Source organism: Cytophagaceae bacterium, assembly GCA_016722655.1.
Taxonomy (GTDB): domain Bacteria; phylum Bacteroidota; class Bacteroidia; order Cytophagales; family Spirosomataceae; genus Leadbetterella.
In genome coordinates this window covers 1,161,477-1,188,248 of the sequence record JADKIR010000005.1, presented here as the reverse complement: position 1 = coordinate 1,188,248, position 26,772 = coordinate 1,161,477, and the positions used below count along the sequence as shown (strand labels likewise).

General features: G+C 35.4%; 19 protein-coding genes. 17 read left to right on the top strand and 2 right to left on the bottom strand.

Annotated elements, in window-relative coordinates:
* Positions 1 to 286 precede the first annotated feature (286 nt).
* From IPP61_20975 to IPP61_20945, 7 genes are read left to right on the top strand one after another with little or no spacing between them, the layout of a single operon-like run.
* Entirely contained in the window at positions 287 to 877 is a 591-nt protein-coding gene (locus tag IPP61_20975) for a TetR/AcrR family transcriptional regulator (protein ID MBL0327596.1), read from the top strand.
* A 40-nt stretch (positions 878 to 917) separates the two neighbouring features.
* On the top strand, positions 918 to 2,189 hold the full coding sequence (locus IPP61_20970; GenBank protein MBL0327595.1) for a TolC family protein: 1,272 nt from the start codon (positions 918 to 920) through the stop codon (positions 2,187 to 2,189).
* A gap of 37 nt (positions 2,190 to 2,226) precedes the next feature.
* Complete coding sequence (locus IPP61_20965; GenBank protein MBL0327594.1) at positions 2,227 to 3,213, top strand: HlyD family efflux transporter periplasmic adaptor subunit; 987 nt, start codon at positions 2,227 to 2,229, stop codon at positions 3,211 to 3,213.
* A gap of 8 nt (positions 3,214 to 3,221) precedes the next feature.
* On the top strand, positions 3,222 to 4,148 hold the full coding sequence (locus tag IPP61_20960) for an ABC transporter ATP-binding protein (protein ID MBL0327593.1): 927 nt from the start codon (positions 3,222 to 3,224) through the stop codon (positions 4,146 to 4,148).
* Positions 4,141 to 4,881 (top strand): ABC transporter ATP-binding protein, encoded by a 741-nt coding sequence (locus tag IPP61_20955; GenBank protein MBL0327592.1) that lies wholly within the window; start codon positions 4,141 to 4,143, stop codon positions 4,879 to 4,881. Before IPP61_20960 ends, IPP61_20955 begins: the two co-directional genes overlap by 8 nt.
* A 48-nt stretch (positions 4,882 to 4,929) precedes the next feature.
* Positions 4,930 to 6,036 (top strand): ABC transporter permease, encoded by a 1,107-nt coding sequence (locus IPP61_20950; protein ID MBL0327591.1) that lies wholly within the window; start codon positions 4,930 to 4,932, stop codon positions 6,034 to 6,036.
* Positions 6,037 to 6,041: 5 nt separating this feature from the next.
* Positions 6,042 to 7,163: an ABC transporter permease gene (locus IPP61_20945; protein ID MBL0327590.1), complete on the top strand. Its 1,122-nt coding sequence runs from the start codon at positions 6,042 to 6,044 to the stop codon at positions 7,161 to 7,163.
* Positions 7,164 to 7,225: 62 nt separating this feature from the next.
* Here the strand turns inward: IPP61_20945 and IPP61_20940 are convergent, their stop codons facing one another.
* A complete protein-coding gene (locus IPP61_20940; GenBank protein ID MBL0327589.1) occupies positions 7,226 to 9,781 on the bottom strand; it encodes an adenosylcobalamin-dependent ribonucleoside-diphosphate reductase in 2,556 nt (851 codons plus the stop codon).
* A 552-nt stretch (positions 9,782 to 10,333) separates the two neighbouring features.
* On the opposite strand from IPP61_20940, the gene IPP61_20935 reads away from it, so the two are divergent.
* Both IPP61_20935 and IPP61_20930 read left to right on the top strand, forming a co-directional pair.
* Entirely contained in the window at positions 10,334 to 10,645 is a 312-nt protein-coding gene (locus IPP61_20935; protein MBL0327588.1) for a hypothetical protein, read from the top strand.
* 591 nt (positions 10,646 to 11,236) lie between these two features.
* Positions 11,237 to 12,217, top strand: coding sequence for an esterase-like activity of phytase family protein (locus IPP61_20930; protein MBL0327587.1), 981 nt, complete (start codon positions 11,237 to 11,239; stop codon positions 12,215 to 12,217).
* Between the two features lie 51 nt (positions 12,218 to 12,268).
* On the opposite strand, the gene IPP61_20925 is transcribed toward IPP61_20930, so the two are convergent.
* On the bottom strand, positions 12,269 to 13,138 hold the full coding sequence (locus IPP61_20925; GenBank protein ID MBL0327586.1) for a sugar phosphate isomerase/epimerase: 870 nt from the start codon (positions 13,136 to 13,138) through the stop codon (positions 12,269 to 12,271).
* 337 nt (positions 13,139 to 13,475) lie between these two features.
* Here IPP61_20925 and IPP61_20920 point away from each other — a divergent pair, with 337 nt between their 5' ends.
* The 8 genes from IPP61_20920 to IPP61_20885 all read left to right on the top strand — a co-directional run bounded on the left by IPP61_20920 (position 13,476) and on the right by IPP61_20885 (position 26,772).
* Entirely contained in the window at positions 13,476 to 15,941 is a 2,466-nt protein-coding gene (locus IPP61_20920; GenBank protein ID MBL0327585.1) for a glycoside hydrolase family 2 protein, read from the top strand.
* A gap of 152 nt (positions 15,942 to 16,093) precedes the next feature.
* On the top strand, positions 16,094 to 17,236 hold the full coding sequence (locus IPP61_20915) for a hypothetical protein (protein MBL0327584.1): 1,143 nt from the start codon (positions 16,094 to 16,096) through the stop codon (positions 17,234 to 17,236).
* Positions 17,233 to 18,837: a hypothetical protein gene (locus IPP61_20910; GenBank protein ID MBL0327583.1), complete on the top strand. Its 1,605-nt coding sequence runs from the start codon at positions 17,233 to 17,235 to the stop codon at positions 18,835 to 18,837. The genes IPP61_20915 and IPP61_20910 overlap by 4 nt, the downstream gene beginning before the upstream one ends.
* Before the next feature lie 178 nt (positions 18,838 to 19,015).
* Positions 19,016 to 19,651 carry a hypothetical protein gene (locus IPP61_20905; GenBank protein ID MBL0327582.1) on the top strand — a complete coding sequence of 212 codons (636 nt, stop codon included), beginning with the start codon at positions 19,016 to 19,018 and terminating at the stop codon, positions 19,649 to 19,651.
* 827 nt (positions 19,652 to 20,478) lie between these two features.
* Positions 20,479 to 21,000: a gluconate 2-dehydrogenase subunit 3 family protein gene (locus tag IPP61_20900; GenBank protein ID MBL0327581.1), complete on the top strand. Its 522-nt coding sequence runs from the start codon at positions 20,479 to 20,481 to the stop codon at positions 20,998 to 21,000.
* A gap of 7 nt (positions 21,001 to 21,007) precedes the next feature.
* The gene (locus IPP61_20895; protein MBL0327580.1) at positions 21,008 to 22,681 is read left to right on the top strand and encodes a GMC family oxidoreductase; all 1,674 of its coding nucleotides are present in this window, start codon (positions 21,008 to 21,010) and stop codon (positions 22,679 to 22,681) included.
* Between the two features lie 224 nt (positions 22,682 to 22,905).
* Complete coding sequence (locus IPP61_20890) at positions 22,906 to 23,949, top strand: ferredoxin (protein ID MBL0327579.1); 1,044 nt, start codon at positions 22,906 to 22,908, stop codon at positions 23,947 to 23,949.
* Between the two features lie 507 nt (positions 23,950 to 24,456).
* A complete protein-coding gene (locus IPP61_20885) occupies positions 24,457 to 26,772 on the top strand; it encodes a sulfatase-like hydrolase/transferase (GenBank protein ID MBL0327578.1) in 2,316 nt (771 codons plus the stop codon).

Below are 26,772 nucleotides of genomic sequence, written 5' to 3'. Positions count from 1 at the left end.
AGGCTGGGAGTGATTCCGGCCTTTTTTGTTTTTATTAACACTTTTTTGATGTCTAAAATACAATTAGTAATAATATAATTATTAAAATTAATGAAACTATTTTAAAATATATAATTATTTGAAAGATAGTGTTTTAAGAAGAAAATGTAAAAGTATTATGCTAGTGTAATTACCTCGAATTTCTTATTTAGTTTAAAAAAAAACAAAAAAATATTTTGGTATTAACCATTTGGTTAATTACGTTTGTATTAAAATTAACCATTTGGTTAAACTCAATAGTTGATAAATGACAACAGAAGAAAAAATATTTCTTGCCGCTGAGAATGAATTCATGGAAAAGGGCTTCGATGGTACCCGCATGCAGGTAATTGCTGACCGTGCAGGTATCAACAAAGCCATGTTGCATTATTATTTTAGGTCAAAAGATGCTTTGTTTGAAAAGATTTTTCAGGAAAAAATTAAGTTGATATTTCCTAAAATAGGGGAAGATGTAAAAAAGAAAGAAAGCTTCATCGAAAAAGTAGAAGTATTTATTGAAACCTATTATCAACTGTTGAGCCAGTACCCGTTTTTACCTCTTTTTGTGATCACCACCATGAATAAAAAAGGCAACGAACATTTTGCTAAAAACCTTCCGGTGGATTTCTTCCGTGATTTTTTTGTGGGTAGCATGTTTCAGGAAATCGCTGATGGAAAAATCAAGCCTGTTCATCCACTCCAATTTGCCTTTAGTGTTTTGGGAATGACCGTCTTTCCTTATTTGGCCCGCCCGGCAATTATGCATGTTCTTCAAGGTCAAGCCGGAATTTATGACGATCTAATGGAAGGCAGGGTAGAAGAACTAAAAAAATATGTAAGGTATATTCTTACTCCCTGATCTTTAATTAATTGAAATTTAGTTTTTTAAGTAAATAAATATGAAAAAAGTTCCAATATTATTACTGCTAGTTTTTGAAGTTTTTTATGGGTATTCACAAGAAAAATACACTTTGAAACAATGTATCGACCTTGCGAATATAAATAGCCCATTGGCCACCCAGATTCCGTTAATTGAGCAAAATGCCACTTTGCAGAAAAAAATCCTGAATGCGGGTTATTTACCCCAGTCAAGTCTTGGGGGCACAGCCACCTGGCAGTCTGAAGTAACCAGTCTTCCTATTAGCATTCCCGGTATGAGCGTACCCACTCCTCCTCAAGATCAATACAAAGCTACCATTGATGTAGTTCAGAATATCTGGGATGGAGGACTCACCTCAGGTCAAAAAAATATGGCCCAAAGTCTGGCAAAAGTAGAAAGTCAGAAAGTTGCAGTCGATTTGTATCAAATTAAGGATCAGGTAAGTGCTTTGTTTTTTGGTATTCTATTATCAGAAAAACTTTTGGAAAATACACAACTCGTAATGGATGAGTTGGTTGGGAAAATCGAAAAAGTCAAAGCTTCTGTGCAGAATGGAGTCGCAATGAAATCTTCACTTTTGCAGCTTGAAGCCAAGTTTCTGGATCTAAAGCAGCAAAATACTGAAGCACAGTTAAGGAAACAGTCTGCAGTAGAAGCACTTTCTATCTTGACCGGAAAATCTATTTCGGTCAATGATCAGTTTTTTTCGGAAGAAAATATTTCGCTTAGCAGTAATGAAATCCGTCGTCCTGAGTTGGTCTGGTTTGATAATCAGTCAGAATTGCAAAATATCAATAGTAATCTGGTCCGTTCCAAAAACCTTCCTAAAATATCTTTGTTTGGTACGGGAGGCTATGGTAAGCCAGGCTTAAATTTTCTAGCATCTGACTTTAAGACATATTTTATTGGAGGTGTGCAGCTGAAGGTGCCATTGAGTTATTTGTATGCGGGTTCACAAAAAAATGAAATTGAACAATTCAGTGTCAACCGAAAAAAAATTGAAAGCCAAAAGCAGGCTTTTCTCCTTGCTTCGAATGTTAAGTTAGCCAACCAAAAAGCAGAATTGGAGCGATTGAGCAGTATTTTGGAAACAGACAAAAAGCTTGTTGAAATAAGGTCAGAAATCAAGAAAACTGCTGATGCTCAGTTAACAAATGGTGTGATTAGTGCCTCTGATTATATCACTGAAGTTAATAATGAAATTTTAGCCCGACAGACTTTGGCGATTCATCAGGTACAATACCTTCAGGCCAAAGTAAACTTGAAGGTTATTACCGGAGAAGATTTTTAAAAATAATAATATTAGAATTAAAACATATTTTTTGTAAATGAAAAAGATAAGAATAAAAATAGTATCGGTTATTGCCCTGGCCTGGATTATAACTTCCTGCAAATCTGGCAATAGTGATTTTGATGCCAGTGGAGTTTTTGAAGCTACTGAAACTGTGATTTCGGCAGAATCTCAGGGGAAAATCATTTCTTTTGACCTTCAGGAAGGACAGGAGCTCAAACCCGGCCAGAAACTTGGGGAGATAGACTGCCAAAACCTTAATCTTCAAAAAACGCAATTAGAAGCAACAATAGAAGCACTCAAATTGAAACAAAATGATGCAGCACCACAGGTGGAAATCCTGAAGCAGCAGTTGACCACTCAGGCGGCTCAAATTAACACCCAAAGAGAGCAGTTGAGAGTTTTGGATAAAGAAAAAGCAAGATTACAAAATCTGGTAGCGGCAGAAGCCATACCCAGTAAACAACTCGATGACATAAGTGGTCAGGTGGATATTTTGAAAAAACAGATCAGCACTTCAGAGTCTCAATTGGGAGTCTTAAAACAACAAATCAAGTCTGCTGAGCAGCAGGTAGGTATTCAAAACAGAGGGATTTTAAGTGAGAAAAAACCCCTGGAGGCAAAAGTAGCCCAAATGAACGACTTAATCGGTCACTGTTTGATAGTCAATCCATTAGAAGGAACTGTTTTGGTGAAATATGCCGAAACCAACGAGGTGACCGGCCCCGGCAAGCCCCTATATAAAATTGCCGCCCTTCAAAATATGACTCTTAGAGCCTATGTGACCGGCGATCAGTTGGCTAAAATCAAAATTGGCAGCAAAGTGAAGGTTTTTGTCGATAAAGATAAAGATGAATATAAAGAGTTGCCCGGTGAAATTGAGTGGATTTCATCAAAAGCCGAATTTACTCCCAAAACCATCCAGACCAAAGACGAAAGAGGGAATTTGGTTTATGCTATCAAAGTGAAAGTGAAAAACGATGGTTTTCTGAAAATAGGAATGTACGGCGAACTGAAGTTATGACGAAAGATATGTCGGCCATAAAAATAGAAAATATTACCAAAACTTACGAAAAAGGCAAAGTGCTGGCCTTGGATGGTATCTCTTTGGATATTAAAAAAGGGGAACTATTTGGTTTAATTGGGCCTGATGGAGCCGGCAAATCCAGCCTTTTCAGGATTCTTACCACTTTATTGCTGGCCGATAGCGGGAAAGCAACAGTTGAAGGCTTTGATGTTGTCAACGATCTGTGGGATATCAGGAAAATATCGGGATATATGCCTGGCAAATTTTCATTATATCAGGACTTAAGTATTGAGGAAAATCTTAATTTTTTCGCCACGGTTTTTAATACAACAGTAGCAGAAAACTATCATATTATCAAAGAGATATATGTTCAGATTGAGCCTTTTAAAGACCGTAGGGCAGGTAAGCTTTCCGGTGGTATGAAGCAAAAGCTGGCTCTCTGTTGTGCATTGATTCACGAGCCAAAAGTATTGTTTTTGGATGAACCTACCACCGGTGTTGACCCGGTTTCAAGAAAAGAATTTTGGGAAATGCTGGGCCGCCTAAAAGAAAGAGGAATCACAATTTTAGTTTCAACACCGTATATGGACGAAGCCAGCCGATGCGACCGCATTGCCTTGATTCAAAAAGGAAAAATAATGGATGTGGATACCCTGGATCATATTTTAGAGAAAAATAATCAGGAGATTTTGGGGGTAAAAGCCGCAAATCGCTATGATTTGGTAAAAGCTATAAATCAGTTTGATAACTTAAAAAGTTGTTTTGCATTTGGTGGCGAACAGCATGTGGTTTTAAATGATGGGTTTAAGAGTAAAGAAGAATTTCAAAGATTTTTGATAGAAAAAGGAATTGAAAATCTGGAAATAAGAGAAGTGAAACCTGATATCGAGGATGTTTTTATAAAACTAATGCAGGAAAATACAAATGACTGATATAGTAATACATACCCAAGGGCTAACCCGGAAATTTGGAGATTTTATTGCAGTAAATGCCATTAGTTTCGAGGTGAAAAGAGGCGAAATATTTGGTTTCTTAGGTGCAAACGGAGCCGGAAAAACTACCGCCATGAAAATACTTTGTGGTCTTCTTTCACCTAGTTCCGGTGAAGCGACCGTTGCCGGCTTCGATGTTTATTCTGAAAACGAATCCATAAAAAAACACATAGGTTACATGAGTCAAAAATTTTCTCTTTATGAAAACCTGAAAGTAAGAGAAAATATTAAATTCTATGGTGGTATTTATGGTTTGAGAGGAGCAGATTTAAACCAAAAGACCGAGCAATTGATTAACAGGCTTGGACTTGAAAACGAGGCTGATAAACTGGTTGGTTCTTTACCATTGGGTTGGAAACAAAAGATTGCCTTTTCTGTAGCGATTTTACATAAACCCAAAATCGTGTTTTTGGATGAGCCCACAGGAGGTGTGGATCCCGTTACCCGGCGACAATTTTGGGACTTAATTTACGAAGCAGCCAATGAAGGGATCACCGTATTTGTCACAACTCATTATATGGACGAAGCCGAATATTGTGACAGGGTTTCAATCATGGTTGATGGCAGTATTGCCGCTCTCGATACACCTGAAAAACTCAAAGAGCAATTTAATACCGACAGCATGGAAGGAGTCTTTTTACAGCTGGCCAGAAATGCCAAAAGGTCAGAGTAGGGTTTTTATAGTATTTATTATCAGTATTTTGAATAAAAAATAATATAAGTGAAAATATTTTTAACATTAATAAAAAAGGAGTTTTGGCATGTTTTACGTGACAAAAGAAGCCTGGTCATTTTGCTGGGTTTACCCATCGTAATGATGCTCCTTTTTGGCTTTGCCTTAACCAACGAAGTCAAGAATTCCGAAGTCGTAATTCTGGATTTTTCCAAAGATAATGCCAGCCAAACTTTGATTGACCGTATAGATCACAGCGAATATTTTAGTATTGTGGGAAATCTATCTTCAGAAAAAGAAATTGTTTCAAGTTTCAGGAAAGGTAAATCGAGACTTGCAATTATTTTTCCTCAGGATTTTCAAAATAGCATTGCACATGAAAAGAAAGCCCAGATCAGACTCGTTGCTGATGCATCTGACCCCAATACGGCTAATATTGTAATCAATTATGCATCGGCCATAATCCGCGATTATCAAAATGAGCTGAACGAAGATTTGAAACTTCCTTATACCATCAATCTCGAAACCAAGATGCTATATAATCCTCAACTAAAAAGTGCTTTTAATTTTGTTCCTGGTGTTATGACTTTGATTATGATGCTTTTAGGTGCTATGATGACATCGGTTTCTATTGTTAGAGAAAAAGAAACCGGCACAATGGAAGTGCTCTTGGTTTCACCCATGAAGCCGATTTTAGTGGTCTTGAGCAAAGCCGTTCCTTATTTGCTTTTGTGTTTCACCGACATCATACTTATACTTTTGATGGCTGTATTTGTATTGGGAATGACGATTCAGGGAAGTCTGGTATTATTACTGGCCGAAAGTGTTTTGTTTATCATTACAACGCTCTCTCTGGGATTGTTAATCAGCACAATTGCCTCAACCCAACAGATCGCCATGTTTGTGTCACTGGTTGCACTTATGTTGCCTTCACTTATTTTTAGCGGTTTTATGTTTCCGATTGAAAACATGCCGATTCCTCTTCAGGTGATCAGCAATCTGATTCCTACCAAATGGTACTACAGTATAGTCAGAAGTGTAATGGTTAAAGGGCTGGGATTTGAATATGTGCTTAAACCCACTTTGATATTGGTTTTGATGACCCTGACTTATCTTTTTATTGCGATTAAAAAATTCAAAATTCGGTTAGCCTGAACACTATGAGCAGTTTATATTTTTTATTACAAAAAGAATTCAAACAGATTTTCAGAGATTCCAATATCCTGAAAATGATCATGATAATGCCAATTGTACAGCTTATTATTTTGCCTTTGGCATCTGACTTTGAAGTTAAAAATATCAGGCTTTCGGTGGTCGACCAGGACAAATCTTCCTATTCAAAAAGGCTTATTCAAAAATTAAATGCATCAGAATACATCAATGTGGTTGAATTTAAGGATAATTATTCCAAAGCACTTCAAAGCACCGGTGCCGGAACAAGTGATTTGATTTTGACTATCCCGGTTAATTTTGAAAAAAAACTTATCAAAGAAAATGAGTCAACGATTCATTTGGCGGCAGACGCAGTAAATGGGATCAAAGGTGGCCTCGGTAGTGCATATGCAGCCATGATAGTCGGGGATTTTAATAGAGAAATCAGAGAGGAATGGATGGTAATGCCACGGCACAGTGAATTCCCGGTAATTGAAATTACCTCTGCCAACTGGTATAACCCCGGCAATAATTATAAATTATTCATGGTGCCGGGAATTCTGGTTATTCTGGTGACTATGATTGGGTCATTTATGGCGGCTCTCAATATTGTGGCTGAAAAAGAAGTAGGAACCATTGAACAAATTAACGTAACACCGGTAAAAAAATATGAATTTATTATTGGGAAACTGCTCCCATTCTGGGTTTTGGGAATGGTCTCCATCACCATCGGGATGACAGTAGCCTTTGTGATATTTGGATTGATTCCAGAAGGTTCATTTTTAACGATTTATGCGTTTTCGGGGGTGTATTTGTTTTCGGTTTTAGGCATAGGGCTATTAATCAGTACATTTGCCGACAATCAACAGCAAGCTATACTTTTTGCCTATTTTTTTATGATGGTTTTTGTAATGCTGAGCGGCCTTTTTACACCTATTGAGAGTATGCCTGATTGGTCTAAAATGCTTACCAAAATCAATCCTCCAGCTTATTTAATTACGGTTTTTAGGGCAGTTTATATCAAAGGAAGTACTTTTTCTGATTTGCTTCCAACATTTTATGCACTTTTGGGCTTAGGTGCATTGTTTAATATGTTGGCGATCTTTAATTATAAAAAAAGAGTAGCATAGGTTTTAATAAGAAAAGACCTTTCGTAGATTCCGAAAGGTCTTTTTTTTAATTTAGAAATTTATCAACAACGGCTATATCCGCAACTTTTACAGTGCAAACAGCCTTCTTCATAAACCAACCCTTCCGGGTCTCCGCAATGTGAGCATTTTTTATCTGCTACTGTTCCATCCGGAATATAGCGTTTCAATGACCTTGCAACACCGTTTTTCCAGGTATTGATATTGTCGTCATACATATTCAGACCGTTAATAAGGTCAACCAGATATTTTATCGGCATACCATGACGCAAAATTCCTGAAATCAATTTGGCATAGTTCCAATATTCTTTGTCAAATGAGCGGCTGAGACCCTCAATGGTAACTCTATAGCCTTCTTTATCAATGTATTGAAAATCATATCTTGAAGTTTCTTCGTCGTCGTCTTTACGTTTTAAAACCCATCCATTATTTACATAAGCCGGAAGGTTAAACGCATCTTCCATTTTTCCGGTAAATATTTCGTAAGGAATACCATCAATCATACCTATGACTGCCAGCCATTTCTCATATTCATTCTGGAATCTGATTACATCTGCTTCGATTCTGGAAGGTCGTTTGGGTGGATGCAAACTCATAGTGTTTTCAATTGCCTCCTCTTTGGTTTCATCCTTAGGTTTCTCATCATTACTGATCAAAACACCTGATCTGGAGCCATCGCGGTAAACAGTAATACCCTTTAATCCTTTTTCCCACGATTCCATGTAAATTTCACCTACTTTATCTACACTTACGTCATTGGGAAGGTTTATGGTGGAACTGATACTATGCGTGGTATATTTTTGAACCAAAGATTGCATTTCTACGCGTTTCATCCAGTCGATTTCAGGTGATGTTGAACCTGCATAAGGGCTTTTTGAAGCGTCTTTTTGTCCGGTAACCTCCATCCATTCGGCTATTTTGTGATGCCAAACGTCAAATTCTTCAAACGAATCCCCCATTTCATCAACAAATGCCACTTTTACATTGGGGTCATTAGGGTTTACTTTTCTGCGGCGTTTATAACCCATCAAAAATACCGGCTCTATACCGGAGGAGGTCTGAGCAAGCATACTCAAAGTACCCGTTGGTGCCACAGTGCTTAAAGAAATATTCCTGCGACCGTATTTCATCATTCTGTTGTACAGTTCAGGGAATTCTTTTTGGATCATCTGAACAAACTCTGATTTGTTTTCATAAACCGGATCCCATGCCGAAAACTGTCCTCTTTCTATTGCCATGTCAATAGAACTGTCAAACTCAGCCCTAAGCTTGGTTTGCATCATTTTCTCAGTAAAATCAAGGGCATCTTGTGAGCTATATCCAAAACCTAGTGAAGCGATGGCATCGGCAAGGGCGGTAAAGCCAAGTCCTGTGCGTCTTCCTTTTTTACCGGTAGTTTTTAGCAGTTCCCAAATCTCTTTTTCGTTGCGTTTTATCGCATCAGGTTCGTTGTCAGAGTCAATTTTACCAATAATCCTGTCAACAGCTTCCAGTTCGAGCTCAACAAGGTCGTCATTAAGTCGCTGTGCCTCATAAACTACTTCGTAAAATTTATCATAATCAAATTCCGCATTTTTATGAAAAGGATTTTTAATAAATCCAAAAAGATTAACCGCAATCAATCTGCAACTATCTCCACCTTGCATCGCAATTTCTGAACAAGGATTGGTTGAATCATTTTTGAAACCGGGATATATAGACGAAGTTGAATATTTGTGTTGGCGATCCCAGAAAATCAGGCCGGGTTCAGCGGTATTATGGGCACATTGAATTATGGTATTCCACAATTCTCTGGCTTTAATAGTTTTGGTATATTTAGGTTGAGGGCTATCGATTGGCCAACGATGCGTAAAAATGGTATCATTTTTTACTGCAGTCATAAATTCATCTGACAATCTCACCGAGATATTGGCTCCGGTTACTTTATTGAGGTCCTGCTTGATAAGAATAAAATCCTCAATATCGGGATGTGCTATATCCATCGTCAACATCAAAGCACCTCTTCGACCATTTTGTGCTACTTCACGGGTGGTGTTTGAAAACCTGTCCATAAACGAAACCGCACCTGTGGTAGTACCGGCAGAGTTGGTTACGAAAGAATGTTTAGGTCTGAGATTGGAAATGTCAACACCCACACCACATCTGCGTTTAAAAAGTTGAGCCAGATGTTCGTCGGTATGGATAATACCACCATAGGAGTCATATACAGGTGGTATAACCACGCAATTTGACAAAGAGGCGATGACCGAAGTATTTCCCAGCGACGACATTACGCTACCCTGAGGTATCACATATTTGAATTTGTCAAAAAGATCAAATATTCTGCCTTCGTTAAGTTCAGATCTTTTTAAACCGTATTCAGAAAGACCTTCATTTTTTTTGCTTTCCAGATTTTTTTCTATTCTGGCAAACTCACCTGCCATTCTGCGGTGCATATCTACCGGTGATTTTTCGATATAATTTCCCAATGCATCACGCATAGCATATTTTTTCATCCAGGTAGTAGCGGCGAGCTCATCTTGATTGAAATAGGAAAGGCACTCTTGTAGCACTTCAGATTCGGAAAAAAACGGTGTTTTTTCAGTAGTTTTATTTTTCATTTTTAATAATTAGCTTAGAACAAATTCAAAATTTTAATGGGAATAATTTTAATCTTTTCAATGCAAAAGATTTTTAAAGTAACAATTTTTTTTTAAATAAATAAATGACAAATGTTAATTTATCTTTAAAAAAAAAGAAAAAAATAAAATTTCAATTTTGTAAATATCTAAAATACAGTTATTTATATTAAAATTTCAAAAATAAAAATTTTAAAATTTCAAAAAATGTTTTTTTATTTTTTCAAAAAATGTGAAATAGGGATATTTTTTTTCTGAAGAAATATGTGGACTTAATATTTTGAATTTGTTTTTTACTACCATTCAATAAAGGTAATGTATTTTAATTATTTCTACCTTGATATTTATCATATAATAATAGTTTTTAATATGATTAAGTAGAGGTTTCCGATTTCTCGCCTGAAATTTTCAATAAGAATAATTAAAACTAGTGCAATCTTTTATTTAACAATCCATTAACATCTCTTTATACAACGTTTAAATTTTAAAAACATCTATTTATTATAATTTTTAAAAATTAAATATTTATTAATAATGATGAATATAAAGAAATTATTCAGGACTTCAGTTTTTGGACTTTTGATTATTGTATTGGCAATGGCAAATTCCGGCTGTTATTATAGATACGGATATTATGGTCCCAGGTATGGTTACACAAACCGTGTATATGTGGCACCACCACCTAGAGTGTATTATAACAGAGCACCACACCATTATAACCACCACAGATCTCGCAATGAATATTACAGGTCTAACCCCCATCGCAACAGAAATGAAGGAAGTAACTATCGGGGCAACTATAATAGAAGGAGTCATAGTCAAAATTCAGGAAGTAGAAGAAGATAGTTTTTAAATCCCTCATTATATAAATGGGGGTTTTTTGATTAGACATATTTATGAATTGTTAGCTATTTAGAATATCTGTCCTCACTAAAATTAGTTTTAGATATTTAAATAATTGAAAATTAGTTTGTTAAAGGCTTTTTAGCGAATCTGATTGGCCTAAATGAAATGCTTTTTTTAAGAATAATCAGAATATGTAGGTCTGAAGAATAAAAAGTATAAAGTCTTTTGATTTTGTTTTTTATTTGAAGAAAATGTAAAAATTTCATGACCAATTGTGATAGTTAAAATAATATAAGGCAGGATTCAATAATATTCCTTGATTTTTTTTGACAGTTGTCAATTCCTGTAAGCCTGTTCTTTTGCCTTTAGCTCTAGATTCAAACCACACCAATTGTAATATTAAGGAATTGGTTTTTTTCAAAATCGTACCTTTTTTGTGCTTTTTTAAACCGGGTTTTAACATTAAATTCACATTGTTTTCTGTTCCAAATATTAGTTTTTATTTAATTCCAGATTAATCCTTTTAGGTTTTCTGATTCTTTGCCAATAAATTGCACATCCTGAATAATTCAAAAGGGGTGTGCATTTTTTATGAAGAAAATTATTTTGTTTATTCTGCTTTTTTCAACTGAGATTTTCGGTCAAAAAACTCCTCATTTTGAATTCATTGGGGTGGATTCAGTTTTTCTTTTGCCGGGAAATATTAAAACAGGAATACCTGATGAAGTTCAGTTTGGTGGCATTTCAGGCCTTGAATATTTTGCCAATGGTTTCTATTTGATATCTGACAGATCCTTTAAAACCGACCCTTCTGAAAATTCCTATCTTTTTAAGATGGATACAATGGGTATTATTTCCGGAGCATTCAAATTCTTTAACGTTAAAAATGCTGAATCGATAAGATTTGATACTTTATCCCGAAAGATTTTTTATGCTTTTGAAAGGGATGACTCTACTGGTGTAGGTTATTTGAATGAAAACAATCAACCCAATCAACTGCTGTCTTTTTCGATGAATAACTCCGAGTTTACTGCTGATAACCGTGGAATTGAAAGCCTTTGTTTTGATGGAAAATATAACTTGTGGTTTGCTTTTGAATCTTCCTTAAATGGTATGGTACCATTTTTTAAATTGCCTTTCGATTATTCCAAAAACAACTATAATTCTGATCAGAAATCGAATTTTCTTTATCCCTTTGATCCAAAATCATGTTTGAACCCCGATAATACTGCAAATGCTAATCTTGGAAATGGAATTTCGGAGATACTTCCTTTAGACAATGACCGGCTTCTGGTATTGGAACGATGTTTTGATGGAAAGCAAAATACAATCAAACTTTTTTCGGCCACTTTGCCAGATCCAGGGAATGTTTTTATTAAGAATGAGCTTTTTGATTTTTCTGTTAATAATCAATTTTTGTACGGACAAAAAAGTCTTAAACCTGATAATATGGAAGGTATGACCTGGGGTGAAAACGAGGCTGATGAAAAGATTTTGTATCTAGTAAGCGATGATAATTTTAATACAGGCAGGCAAAGAACTTTAATTCTGAAATTGAAATTTTTAATATAAAAAAACAGAGTTCAGTTCTGAACCCTGTTTTTAATAATGAATATAGATTTCTTATTTAAAGCCAAATTTTATCAATCCTTCCCGACTCAATCTGGTGGCCTCCATAGGGTCCATGCCATCAAAAACCATGTCTTGTTCTACAATATAATATTTCATGCCTGAAAGTTTAGCATTTTTAAGAATCCTGCCAAAATCAATTGTCCCTTTTCCCACAGGTGCAAAACGTCCTTCAGTATCCATGTCTTTTACATGCCAAATCTTAAATCTGCCGGGATTCTTTTCGAAATAGCTTACAGGGTCAACTCCAGCTTTGGCAACCCAGTATAAATCCATTTGAAAATTCACAAATTTCGGGTCCAATTTTTCAAGCATATAATCGATTGGGACTATACCGTTGGAGTTTTTCTCAAATTCAAAAGAATGATTATGATACAAAAACTTTAGTCCGGCTGCATCCACTTTTCTGGCGATGGTGTCCAATACTCCTACCAGTTTATCCAGGTCCTGAGTCATGGTAAGAGACCGTGTTTTTGGGTCAAACTTAAACATCCCCATCGGAGGTACCGGTGCCACAAAATACTTAAATCCGGCCGTTTTTACATCGGCGATGAGTTCGTCCGCATTGCTGGTGGTCATCATTCCCATGTGTACACTGATGGGTTTTAGACCCAGGCTTTTGGCGTAAGCTTTAAACTCCAAAGGCGTCATTCCATAAAACTTCCCTTTGTTGTAGTCCACCGCTTCAATGTATTTGTAACCCATATCGGCAACCGCTTTCAAAGTGGCTTTAGGGTCTTTGCCCATCTCATTTCTAACAGTGTATAGGGTCATGCCGCCCCATTTTTTTTGAGCAAAAACCGTAAGATTAAGGAAAAAATAGAGTGCGAGCAGACCAATTTTGTAGAAATTATTTCTTTTCATTCTGATATTTAAGGTTTGATTATTTATTCTCTCCGAAAATTACAGAAAAAATATATCAATAATTGTATTATTTGACGTATCCGTGTTTTTATTCGATGATAATGGGGATTTTTACTCTCTTTAACTTATTGATTCAATCCAAAATCACAAATTCCTTTTTATTAATATGACTAAAGTATTTTTTTGAAGAAAATATTAATCTGAGATTTGAATAGTAAAAACTTTGCTAAAAATGATAAGCTCTTCAAAGAAATTTCAATTCAAAAAAAACATTCCATTTTTTATTTTTTTTATTATTAATTTGCTTACAATCAATGTTTTTGCCCAAAAAATAATTTTGGATAAAAACGATTGGAAATTTAAAAAATTAGGAGAGTCTGTCTGGCTTCCCGCAACAGTTCCCGGAACCGTTCATACCGATTTACTGGCCAACAAGAAAATAGAAGAACCATTTTTCAGAACCAACGAAAAAGACCTGCAATGGATCGATAAAGAAGATTGGGAATACCAAACGACATTTTCTGTGACCGAAGATTTTCTGAAAAAACAAAATATTGAAATTGAATTTGAAGGGCTTGATACCTATGCAGATGTTTTTATTAATGGTCAAAAAGTACTCACAGCCGACAACATGTTTCTTGCCTGGAAATCAGACGTAAAGCGATACCTTAAATCAGGAGAAAATACACTGAGAGTTTATTTTAAGTCGCCGATAAAGGCCGTGTTGCCTGAGTACAAATCTTTGGGTTATGTGGTACCTGTGAGCTCCAATGACCAGGCCGATGTCAAAGTTTCGACCTATTCACGCAAAGCCGGTTTCCATTATGGTTGGGATTGGGGTCCCAGATTTGTGACTTCTGGAATTTGGAAATCTGTACATTTAAATGCCTGGAATGATGTAAAAATTGATGATGTATTTTTGAAACAACTGTCGTTGAAAAATCAACAGGCCGAAAATGAAATGCAGCTTACCCTGAATGCCGCAGGTAAAATGAATTCCACAGTTGAAGTTTGGGCGGAAAACAAGCCAATTTTAAAAAAAGAGGTGCTGTTGACCAAAGGTCAAAACCAGATAAATCTCCGTTTTGATATGAAAAATGTAGAGCTTTGGTGGCCCAACGAAATGGGAAAACAGAAACTTTACAATTTTAAAGTGTTGCTGAAAAATGGGAATGAAATTGTTGATAATAAGACAATTAAAAAAGGCTTTCGTACAATTGAAGTAGTACAGGAAAATGGCAGCCAGGGGCAATCCTTCTATTTTAAAGTAAATGGTAAGCCTGTATTTATGAAAGGTGCCAACTACATTCCTCAGGATAATTTTCTTCCAAGAGTCACACACGAACGATATGCTCATGTGATAAATACCGTGGCAGAAAGCCACATGAATATGCTGAGAGTTTGGGGCGGGGGTATATATGAAAATGATGTTTTTTACGATCTGTGTGATGAAAAAGGCATTTTGGTTTGGCAGGATTTTATGTTTGCCTGTGCTATGCATCCTCCATTGGTAGAATTGAAAAAATCGATAGCTACGGAAGCTGAATATCAGGTAAAAAGGCTCAGAAATCACCCTTCAATGGCACTTTGGTGTGGTAACAATGAAATCATTGGCTTTATGACAGGAGGTTTTTGGGGTGAAAAAGCACCTGTTTTTCCTACCAAAAAAGATTCTCTGGAGTTTTATTATATGTATCAGGATATTTATCATCAGATATTGCCTTCAGCGGTATTTGCCAATGATCCCGAAAAATTTTATTGGTCCAGCAGTCCCAACGGCAAAAATTATGACATGACCAACAGTGTGGACAAAGCTCGCGGCGACCAGCACTATTGGGGTGTTTGGTGGGGAAAAGTACCCTTTGAAGGATACAATGACAATGTTTTCCCTTTTATGAGTGAATATGGTTTTCAGTCATTTCCCGAATTAGAAACTGTAAAAACGTATGCTTTGCCGGAAGATTACAATATTGAATCTGAAGTGATGAAAGCCCACCAGCGGTCTTCAATTGGCAATGGAACGATAACTTATTACATGAAAGACAGGTTTATAATCCCTGAAAAATTTGAAGATTTTCTCTATGTAGGTCAAGTCCTGCAGGCAGAGGGAATCAGAATGGCGATTGAGGCCCATCGTCGTGCCATGCCTTATTGTATGGGGACATTATTCTGGCAAATTGATGACTGCTGGCCGGTGGCAAGCTGGAGCAGTATGGATTATTATGGAAGATGGAAAGCCATGCAATATATGGCGAAAAAAGCCTTTGAACCCCAAATGGTATCGGTTTTCAAAGAAGGAAATGATTTGAAAATATATGCAATTTCAGACGACTATAAGGTAATTAATGCCATTTTGAATGTCAAATTTCGGGATTTTGATGGGAAAAATCTGGAACAAATCACCCAAAATATTAAAATTCCTTCCAATAGTAGTGCTGTGATTAAGACCTTTGACTGGGAGGCTTTGGTTTCAAAATTTGCTCCTGAAAAAACCTTGATGGAAGTTAGCTTAACTTTAGGCGGCAAAACTTTGGCAGTAAATACATTTTACTTTACAAATCCCAAAAATCAGAAATTGCCTTCACCAAAAATTTCGATAAAGAAACTCGATTCCAGCACTTTAGAAATCAGCACCGATAAGCTTGCCCGGTACGTGTGGCTTTCAATTCCAGGTGGTATAAATGTCTTTAGCGACAACTATTTCGATTTATTACCCGGAGAAAAAAAGGTAGTAAAAGTAAAAAATGGAATTTCATTTTCGGAAAAAGACGTGAAGGTTATGAATTTGAAGGATACATATTGAATTTTTTAAATATTTAAATATCAGATACTTATAACAAAATTCTTGAAAAATGTAATTGTTAATTAGTTTTTTTAAACTAAAAAAAATGTTTTTTAAACCCCCAAATATGAATATGTAACTATTTTTGTAAACCAACATATAATTTTTATAAAATGAAAAAAATCACAATACTTGTTTTAGGTTCTCTTATTTCCACTTCATTATTCTCACAGAAAGTCGATCTGGATAAGTCAAAATTCGAAGTTAGATTTCAGGTACTACCAGTTGAAAATGTTCCGCTTGACAAAAGAACATTTCAGGTTACCAGCACACTGGGTCCATCTGTAAAATCCTATGTAGATGAAAATGTTTTAAATCAAAAAATTAACATCAATGGTTGGAAAAAGACTGCAGATAACCCGACCGTTACAATCAATCTCGACTTAATTGATTTTTCGCTTATCAGTTCAAAATTGCAGGAAGAAGTAAATGAAAATAAAGACAAATCGGGAAAAGTAATTAGCCGTACTGCCCAGTATTTTATTAATGCCGAGTATCGTCAGGATGGAAGAATCAAAATATCAGGGCCTTTTAGTCCAAAAGAACTGACCCAAAAAGAAATTGACGCTCAGAAACAAAAAGAAGAAAAAGTAGCAACAAACAGATTTCTGGCAAAAACTAATCTTAATGCTCAGGCAAAAAGTGATGCCGATTTTAAAGTGGAGAATCTTCCTTCCAGCAGAAGGTACTCCACCGATAAATATGAGACGTCTTCGAAAGCCGTTGATTTTTTCAAAGCCAGCCAAAGTAGCATTTCTGACAAACTTTTGAGGGCTTTTGTGGATGAAAGTGCCAGAAGATCAACAGACCTTGGTAACTATTATTTCGGTTTCAGACCAGTGGCTGAGACAGAATATCTTTGGATTGTTGACACGAAGAGTCATCCCGAATATCAGGCTCAACAAGATGCTGCCCAAGCTGTGAAAATGCTTTTTGCTGAAATGAAGGCCGATGAACCCATCGATGCTTTGAGAGAAAATTTAGAACCTATAATCGAATATTTTGAATCAATAAAATCAAAATACAAAACCGATGAAAAGGCAGATAAAAAGCTGAGGTATGGTGCTTTCTATAATTTGTCAAAATTGTATTATTATCTGGATAAACCCGATCTCGCAATAATTCAGGCTGAAGGATTGATAGAAAATGATTACGATAAAAAAGACGGAGAGAAATTAGCGGAAAATGCTCAGATTCTGGTTGATATTTTCAAAAAAACTAAATTGAATTCTACCCATAATTCTCCTTTAAAATGAAATTAAAAATTATTTTTTTATTGATATTGACCACTTTTGTGGCAAATGCACAGAAAAGAAAAAACAAGTATTTCTATTCTGCAGGTACTGTAAAGCCTTTTTCTGAAAAATATATTGATTATGTAAGTTATAATTCAACATTTACATATACACCTAAGCTCAAAAAGTTTTTTGAAGACAACAAACAACCCTTTGATCCCAACAAGTTTGCTGACCAATCCGTAACAATTGGAGGTGGCATGAAACTAAAAAAGGATGGGGAGTTTAAAATAACTTTTGATGTTGAAGAATTCCAGTTTAACGGTTATTCGGAGGTTGACGACGATAAATCAATGCTAGTTGGATTAAAAGCAAATGTGAAAGTGCTGGATGCCGACAATCAATTGATTTACTCAAGATATATGGAGCCGGTTACCAAAGCTTATGTGATAAATAAAAAACTTAAACTGGGACAAAATGCAAACACTCTTCTCAAGTATATTTATGACAAACTCATAATGGAGTTTAATTATTATTATACTTACGGCCCACAGTTAAATACTATTGTTATCAATCTTAGTGATACTGAGAAAATTCCCGATTTGGCCGAATTTAGTAAATCAGTTGAAGTTTTTGATGCCTTGCAAGATATCAAAAAAAGTGAACAGAATTCGGTTCTTGATGGTGTTATTGACTACTGGAAGCCATTTCTAAAATACAATAAGATTAAAGAAAAGGACCGGCTGATGGATATTAAACTTGCTGCAAGTTTCAATATGGCGGTTGCCTATATATTGCAAAACAAACTTACAGATGCTGAGAAACTTTTGCCTGTCATTAAAGCCAATGACAGGACTATTCTCGGTATGACCATGCGGGATTTAGAAATCAAAAGTGAAATAGCTGCAATTAAAGCCTATCAAACCCTTTCAAAGGATTTTAAGAATATTGAACCGATTCAAAAACAACCCGATCAGGTTGAGTATAATTTTGAAGGCATTGAATTCAAAAATGCTACAGTAAAATATGATACCGATAAAGAATTAACAGGAAATGTGAAGTTTACTTTTGATAATCCTACATTTGAATACCTTCCGGGGTACAATTCTGACCCTGAAACGGTTGACCTTTCCAATAACGGTTATATTGCCGCGGCACAAATTGCCGGTGGATTGTTGAAGTTAAAACGCGACAATAAAATAGAAAATTCTAAAGTGGAGGTCGAGATTACAGGTAAAAAGAAACCTAAGAAAATCGATTTGAGTGATATCATGTCATTGAAAGCTGAAAACGGCGATCAATATCAGATTCAGGTTATGGGATTTGCGGATGGTAAAAGGTATGCTTTGGTAAAAGAAGTTACTGTATGCACAAAGATTACCTTATTTCAGGAGATTTTCCCGGGAAATGAACTTCTTTTCAAGCGTAACGGAAAAGAATTTGCTTTTCAGTTGGAAGCATTTCAAACTGATAAAAAAGAATTTAAAAAATTCTTCTCAGATTGCCCTCGGATTCATCCAAAAATTGATGCAGGGGATTATTCAAGTGCTACGCCTCAGGCTTATTCCAAATTTATGGAAGAGTATATGACCAACTGTTGCCCGCCGCCCAAGAAAAAGTAGTTTAATTTTGTTTGATTTAGTTTTGAAAAAAGCCGGATTATCAACATAATCCGGCTTTTTTCATTCAATTATATTATTTTTTAAATTATCCAATTCCTGATATTTGTCATTGTTAGTTTCGTCAAATTATCTGATATTTAGTTGTTTACAGAGTGTTTTGGATTAAAAAACTGAATATATGAAAACTAGACTTGTCTTTTTGATTACAACTGCTTTGATTGCTACCTCTTGCGGGCTTATTGATTCTGACATTAAAGCTGATGAAAATATTGGTGGAACTACCGTAGCAAGCGGAAAAGTAGGAAATGTGTACGATTTGGGTGGATCTATCGGACTTTCGGCTTTTAAGGCTGAAGTCAAAACATTAGACGACGGTGTGAGTTCGATTTCCGGTAGTATGTCAGTAACTGACCCTAAGTTGTTAGAGTTTGCTAAATCAAGCCCGGATTTTAAAATTAATGGCTCCAATATTTCTGTTTCTAAAAAATTCAGAATAACTGACAAAGGAATTCAGAATGTGTTGGATGACGGCAATTTTACTTTAATTGAATATGACGGAGCTGTTGGTGACAAATACACCCACAAAATTGATGGAAAAAAAGTGACAAGAGAAATCACTTATAAGTCAACGGATAATGACTATGCCTGGGGATTTTTAGACATAAAAGTAATGAAAGTGACTGAAACCGGCAGGTCAATACCAGGGGTTAAAAAACTGGAATACATTTTCAATCATAAATTCGGGATTGTGGGTGCCAAAGCATATTTTGATGACGGAACCGAAAAAATTATTTCAATCTTCAGCCAGAACTAATTCTGTTTGTGGGTTATTGTTTTAATATTAAAAAAATAAATAAGCCAGGATATACCCATTGACCATAACCAAATCCATTCGAAAATGATTTTAAAGGGCCAATGACGCAAGTTTTGTGGGAGTAAATTATGGAAAAAATAGTCTGATGCGACTAAAATCATACTAAACAACATGATAGTTGATATAAAAATAAATGTCCCGGGTAATATCGTTTTTTTTGCTTTTTTGAAAGGTATTCTCAAAAAATGAAAATTGATATATGTGATTAATATAAAAAATAAAGAAGCGAATAAATTGTGGATGATATTTGAATAAATAGAAAACCCGGAAAACGCATTAATCACAGTAGAATTTTTATCAATTGTTGGAAAAAATATTGCAATCAGTTCAAATATTCCAGCCAAACGTGCCACATTTTTTCCTGGGTTTTCAAAACTTTTGATTTGAGAGATTAAAACCGAAGTGATAGCAATAAATCCCAAATACACGTATCTGAATTGAGAATGGTAATAATCACTGATTGATAAAAATCTTTTTCCGGAATTGAAAATAATCCGCTCGCCGAAAACCAAAACCACAGGAAAAATAATGGCCATGGATCCAACAATGAGAAATATTTTGTGCTCTTTTTTCAAACCCATAAAAAACTTTTACAAGTTAAAGAAAAAATTATTCAATCATTTTGGATAAATTCATTTATATATTTTTTAGCATATCCAGACCTTATTTTTTTCTATAAAAATCTATTTTTTTTAATAAAAAATTACGAAATTTAATCCTTTCATTTTAGGTCATTATTCAACTGTTTTTAAACAATTCCAAACACCATGACACGTCGAAAATATATCGAAATTTTGCTTCAGGCTGGTTTTGTGACAGCCTTACCTGGCGATGGTTTTTCTAAAGTTTTTTTTAATGGTAATTCTGAATATTTTTTCGAAAAATCACAATTCAAAGCCCTGGGAATTCTTTGTCAAACTATTATACCGAAATCAGAAACGCTGGGGGCAATTGAAGCCGGGGTACCGCATTTTGTGGATATGTTTCTAAAAAATGTGGCATCTGAAACCCAACAAAAGGCATTTCAGGAAATGTTTGTCAAATATTTAGCTCATTTGCAATCATTAAAAATTAGCTTAAGAGATACTTCAAAAGGTTTGACCAGGCAAATGGCTCAGGATGAAAAAGGTGATCACCGTAGTTTTATTAAAGGATTGAAAGTGATGGTTTTAAAAGGATATTTTATGAATGAAAAAGCAATCAGGCAGAATTTTCAATATGTGGCAGTACCCGGTAAATATCGGGCAGATATATCGAAATCAGAATTGGGCAAAATCTGGATAAACTGAAATAATCATGAGCAAAGGAAAAGATCAACATACATACGATGCCATAGTAGTTGGCTCAGGTATATCAGGTGGATGGGCAGCTAAAGAATTTTGTGAAAAAGGTTTAAAAACCTTGCTACTCGAACGAGGCAACGAAATGGTGCATCCCAATTATCCCAATGCACTTTCAGCTCCCTGGGAATTGGATTATAACAACGAGCTTACTGCCAAAGAGTTGGAAGATTATCCAATTCAACAAAAGGCCTGGGAGTTTGGACGGGACAATCATAAGCTCTATGTAAAGGATACCAATTGGCCTTATATTCAGAAAAATCCATTTTACTGGTTCAGGGGCAACCAGGTAGGAGGGAAGTCCCTGCTCTGGAACCGAAATTGCTACAGATATAGTGAATTAGATTTTGAAGCCAATCTCAAAGACGGACATGGCAACGACTGGCCAATCAGATATGCCGATATTAAACCCTGGTATGATTATGTCGAGAAATTTGTAGGCTTAAGTGGTGAAAATTGTGAATTACCAAGTCTTCCTGACCAGATATTAATGCCTCCTTTTGAGATGAATTTCGTGGAGAAAGAGGTAAAAAAAAGGATAGAATCTCAGTATAAAGACATTAAGTACATTCAGGCACGTGCAGCGGTTCTCACGCGGGCACACAATGGCCGTGGCCCTTGCCAGGCAAGAAATCAATGCAGGAGAGGTTGTCCTTATGGCGGATATTATAGTTCCAATTCCGGTGCTATTCCCGCTGCATTGGCTACTGGTAATCTGACCATCAGACCACATTCGGCAGTGGAGAGCGTAATTTTTGATCCTGAAAAAAGAAATGCAAAAGGTGTAAGGATTGTGGATACCCAGACCAAAGAATCAACGGAGTTTTATGGCAAATTTATTTCAATCAATGCCTCTGCTGTTGCCTCTACAGCCATTTTGCTAAATTCAAACAGCACTGATTTTCCAGATGGTTTAGGAAATACAAATGGTGTTTTGGGTCATTATCTCAATGACCATTCCGATAGCACCGGGGCATTTGGAATCGCCGAGTTTGCTTCTGACCATTTTTCTTTCGGGCAAAAACCCAATCCGATGTATATTCCCAGATTCAGAAATGTAGGAGACGATAAACAAGATTTTTTGAGAGGATATGCATATGAATGTTTTTCAGAAAGAAAATCATGGAAAAAAGGATTTGAAATAGACGGTGTTGGCCACGACTTCAAAAAAAGCTTGTCTGAGGCCGGTCCGTGGGAAGTAGGATTTTGGGCAATTTGTGAATCTTTACCCAATAAAGATAACAAAATGACTTTAAGCAAGACCGAAAAAGATCCTCTTGGAATTCCTAAAATTGAGATAGATGTAAAATTTGATGAAAATACCCGAAAAATGAGGATTGATGCTGCCGAGAAAGCCAAAGAATTGCTGGAGTCAGCCGGGATGAAATATGTTGGCACTTACAATGAAAATCCAATTCCAGGTAAAACCATCCATGAATATGGCTCAGCCCGGATGGGAAATGAGCCAAAAGAATCAATTCTTAACAAGTGGAACCAGGTTCATGATTGCCGGAATGTGATTGTGACGGATGGAGCTTGTTTGCCATCTTCGCCTTGTCAGAACCCATCACTAACTTATATGGCATTGACAGCAAGAGCGGTTAATCATTTGGTGGATACAAGTAAGTAAAGCTTTCTAAGAATTTATCTTTATTTTTTTTTTGAAACAATAGAAAATAAATTGTTTTGAAAATGTATGGTTTCTGTTAAACCAATTTCCAACAAATTTCTGACAGAAAACCGCGGTTATTAAAAAGTTTTTTTTAAATAAATCCCATTCCTGACTTGCATCAGTGTATGTTTTATTTTTTGTTTCTACTTTTCAGGTTTAATAAACCATCGAGTTTTACAAATATGGAACATTCCCAATTCAAATCAGGAAAAGAACTTTCTTCTTCCTCTATTCTTATCTGGCGTATCGTACAAGCAGCCGTTTTTTTAGTTGGCCTCGTAATATTTTTAGCTTTGATTTTTTATCCGAATATTGGTTTGACTTTGCTTTGGGACATCCTTATTCCCATAGCTCCATTGTTGCTGGTTGTGTCGGTAGGAGTATGGCGAAATGTATGTCCTTTAGCCACAACTAACCTTTTTCCAAGGCATTTTAACCTTTCGAAAAAGAAAAAAATGTCGGTGGAATTACAATCTATTCTGTTTTTGATTTCAGTTTTATCTTTATATTTAATAGTCCCACTCAGACATGCTTTCTTAAATAACAATGGTTTAGCTACCGCAATTATGTTTATGATCGCAGTTGTTATCGGTGTTTCAATGGGTTTTGTTTATGATTGGAAAAGCGGTTGGTGTTCATCCCTTTGTCCCATTCATCCGGTTGAAAAGCTTTATGGAGGAAACACACTTATTTCACTTCCCAACGCTCATTGTGATTCATGCGTGAAATGTTCAGTTCCTTGTCCTGATTCAACTCCTAATGTACATCCAAAAATAGTACAGAAAAATATCTATCAGAAGATATCAGGCATGTTGTTGATAGGAGGTTTTCCGGGCTTTGTTTGGGGTTGGTTTCAAGTGCCTGATGCTACCGGTTTTAGCTCTTTTTCAGAATTAATTCAAAATTATTACCTTCCATTTGCTGGTTTAATTACCACTTTAGTGATTTATTTGGTGGTTTCCGGATTTGTCAGCAAAGCCAATGAGCGTATATTGACTAATATATTTGCTGCTTCAGCTGTATCTTGCTATTATTGGTATAGGATTCCCAATTTATTTGGATTTGGCCAGTTTGAAAAGGATGGACTTCTGATTGACCTTAAAAATATAATTCCTGACTGGAGTATAACGGTTGTCATTGTAGCACTTTCGTTGTTCTTTTTCTATTGGCTGGTAATTCGTACCACTAACAAAAAAAGTTGGGTAGTCAGGCCTTCTTATTCCTGAAATCGACTGAATTATTTACAAATCAGGAACCTTAATAAAGGCTCTCGGAGAAGAATTGTGTTCATAGAAACATTAAGATAAAACTCCTCAGGAAAATCTGATAAATTTCTATAGAATTTTAGAAATCTAAATGTTTCTCTGGTTTCCTTAATGGTCAAATGCTTTTTATTCCATGTTTTTTATTGTAGTGCCAATAAAAACATAATTTTGTATGTCATTCTGAAAAAGTGTAAATGATTGATTTTTATTTATTTATGAAATATTTAAAAAAACTTATCAAAAGGCTACAGAATAAAATTCTTTATTTTTGCATATGCCTGAATTCTGTATAAAGTATTGATAAATAATAAATTAAGTAGCAATATTTAGTTTGGAAATTTTCCAAACCACAAGTAAATATAATAGAAATTCAATCCAAACGGGTCATGTCCTGATTTTTCAAATCTCCCTTGGTATAAATATTGAGATAGTTTAGTTTCAGAAATGTTCTAAATTAAAATCATTGCCATGGGTTTTAAAATTTATAATAATCAGCATTTTAGGTATTTAGTAAAGGCTTGCCTTATTATTGGTGTATTCATTTTGCTGATGGACCTTTTTTCATTGATTTATTATAGCAATGAAGCAAATTGGCTAAATGCCCTTAAAACGATCCCGATTGACTTTGGGGTTGCGGCAATATGGGTACTTTTGGGCTCTCCTATTTTTCTATTGGTTTCATTAATTTCAAGTAATTCTGCCAGAGTTTTTATCGTTTTTTTTGGCTTGGTTTTGATATTGATGGATATTATTCTCAACAGATATTTTTCTGTATCGAAAGTTCAATTGGGGAGTGATTTATTTGGCTATTCTATTGATGAAATTCAAATGATTGTTCAGAATTCCACTGATATAGACTGGTATTCTTTTTTGCCTCCATTTTTTGCGATTTTTGCCTATATTTTTTCGTTTTTTATCATAAATATTAAAAGTAAACAAGCACCTGGATTAGGTTTATTTTTCTTATTTTCAATATTGTTTTTAATTCTAAATGCTTTATTTTCAAAACCAACTCATACTAACTTAACTTATTTTTTAAAAGACAGTTATGGTTATTTTTTATCGGGTAAAAAAGCAGAATCTAAAAAATGGGAATCCCCAAATCCTTATCCTTTAATCAGAACTAATCCAAATATTGAAGATGTTTTAGGGAAAAATATGAATCTTGGTTCCGAAAAACCATATATTGTACTTATTCTGGTCGAAGGTTTAGGCAGAGATTTCTCGGGCATTGATGCCGAATATCCGGGATTCACACCATTTTTAGACTCCCTATCTAATAATAGCCTTACCTGGACCAATTTTATGAGTAATGCCGGCAGGTCATTTGGGGCTTTACCTTCAATTTTAGGATCCTTACCTTTTGGAAAAAAAGGTTTTCTTGAATTAGAAAAATTACCTGACCACATTTCCTTGATTTCGGAACTTAAAAAAGCAGGTTATCAAACTTCATATTTTGAAGGCGGAAATGCTGATTTTGACCGAAAGCTAAAATACCTCAATCATGAAGGAATGGAGAAAATTATTGACGAAAATAGTTTTGGTTCTGGTTATAAGAAAGTGGCTGCACAAAATGGTTTCTCATGGGGTTATCCCGATTCTGAGATTTTTAGGAAAACATTGACAGAACTAAAACCTGCTCCCAAACCTCGTTTTGACATGATTCTGACCATAAGTAATCATGAGCCTTTTATTTTTGACAGAAAAGAGCATTATTTAAAAATGGCTAACGAAATTCTGTCAAAAGGGAAATTTGAGGAAAAGAAATTAGAGGAAATCAATAAAAATAAAGAAGTGTTTGCAGCACTTTTATATACCGATGATTGCATTAGAAATTTCATTAATCAATACAAATCAAGCCCCAATTTTGCCAATACTATCTTTCTTATTACGGGCGACCACAGGCTGATTCCGGTCAATCAGAAAAATGAAATTTGTAGATTTCATGTTCCCCTGATTGTTTATAGCCCAATGATTTCCAGGCCTCAGGTTTTTAAAGGAATTAGCTCACATTTTGATATAATGCCTTCGATTTTGGCTTTGATTTCAAATAAATATGGTTTCAAAATGCCTGAAAAGGTGCATTGGCTTGGTACAGGCTTAAGTTCTGCTTCTACTTTTCATAATGACAAAGACATACCTTTTACGAGATACAAAGGCACCATAAAAGATTATATCACTGGCGATTATTTTATTTCAGACAATGTGGTTTTTAAGCTAGGTGATAATTTGACAACAGAAGAAACTGCCAGAACAAAGGAAACCCGCATGGCAATTTCGAAATTTGAGTATTTCCAGCAAGTCAATAGTTATGTAACGCAAAATAACAAAATTATTCCCCCGGAAATGGTGCAAAACAAACCAAAAGAAAGGAACTTGACAAAAGCGGAAATAGATGTTGTAAATAAATATATTGGAAAAAATATTGATACAGATCGGTTTATTATAGCCCGTGATTTGGCATTCAAAAAGAATTACAAAGAGGCACTAATAGTATGTGATTACATAATAACTGACAGTCCGAATAATTTTGATTGCCGCACGCTCAAAGGTAGAATAATGGCCTGGATGGGTGATTATGAAAAAGCTGAAGTCGAGTTGAAGGCAATTATAGAAAGGAGTCCGACGTATTCCGATGCATATAGTGCCCTTATGGATATTTACTGGTGGTCTAATCGTCCTGATAAAGCCAGAAGTCTGATGATAAAGGCAAAAAATAATAATGCCGGGAAAACAGAATTTTTGAATGATCTGAAAATTGCCATGAATAGGTTTAATAATTGA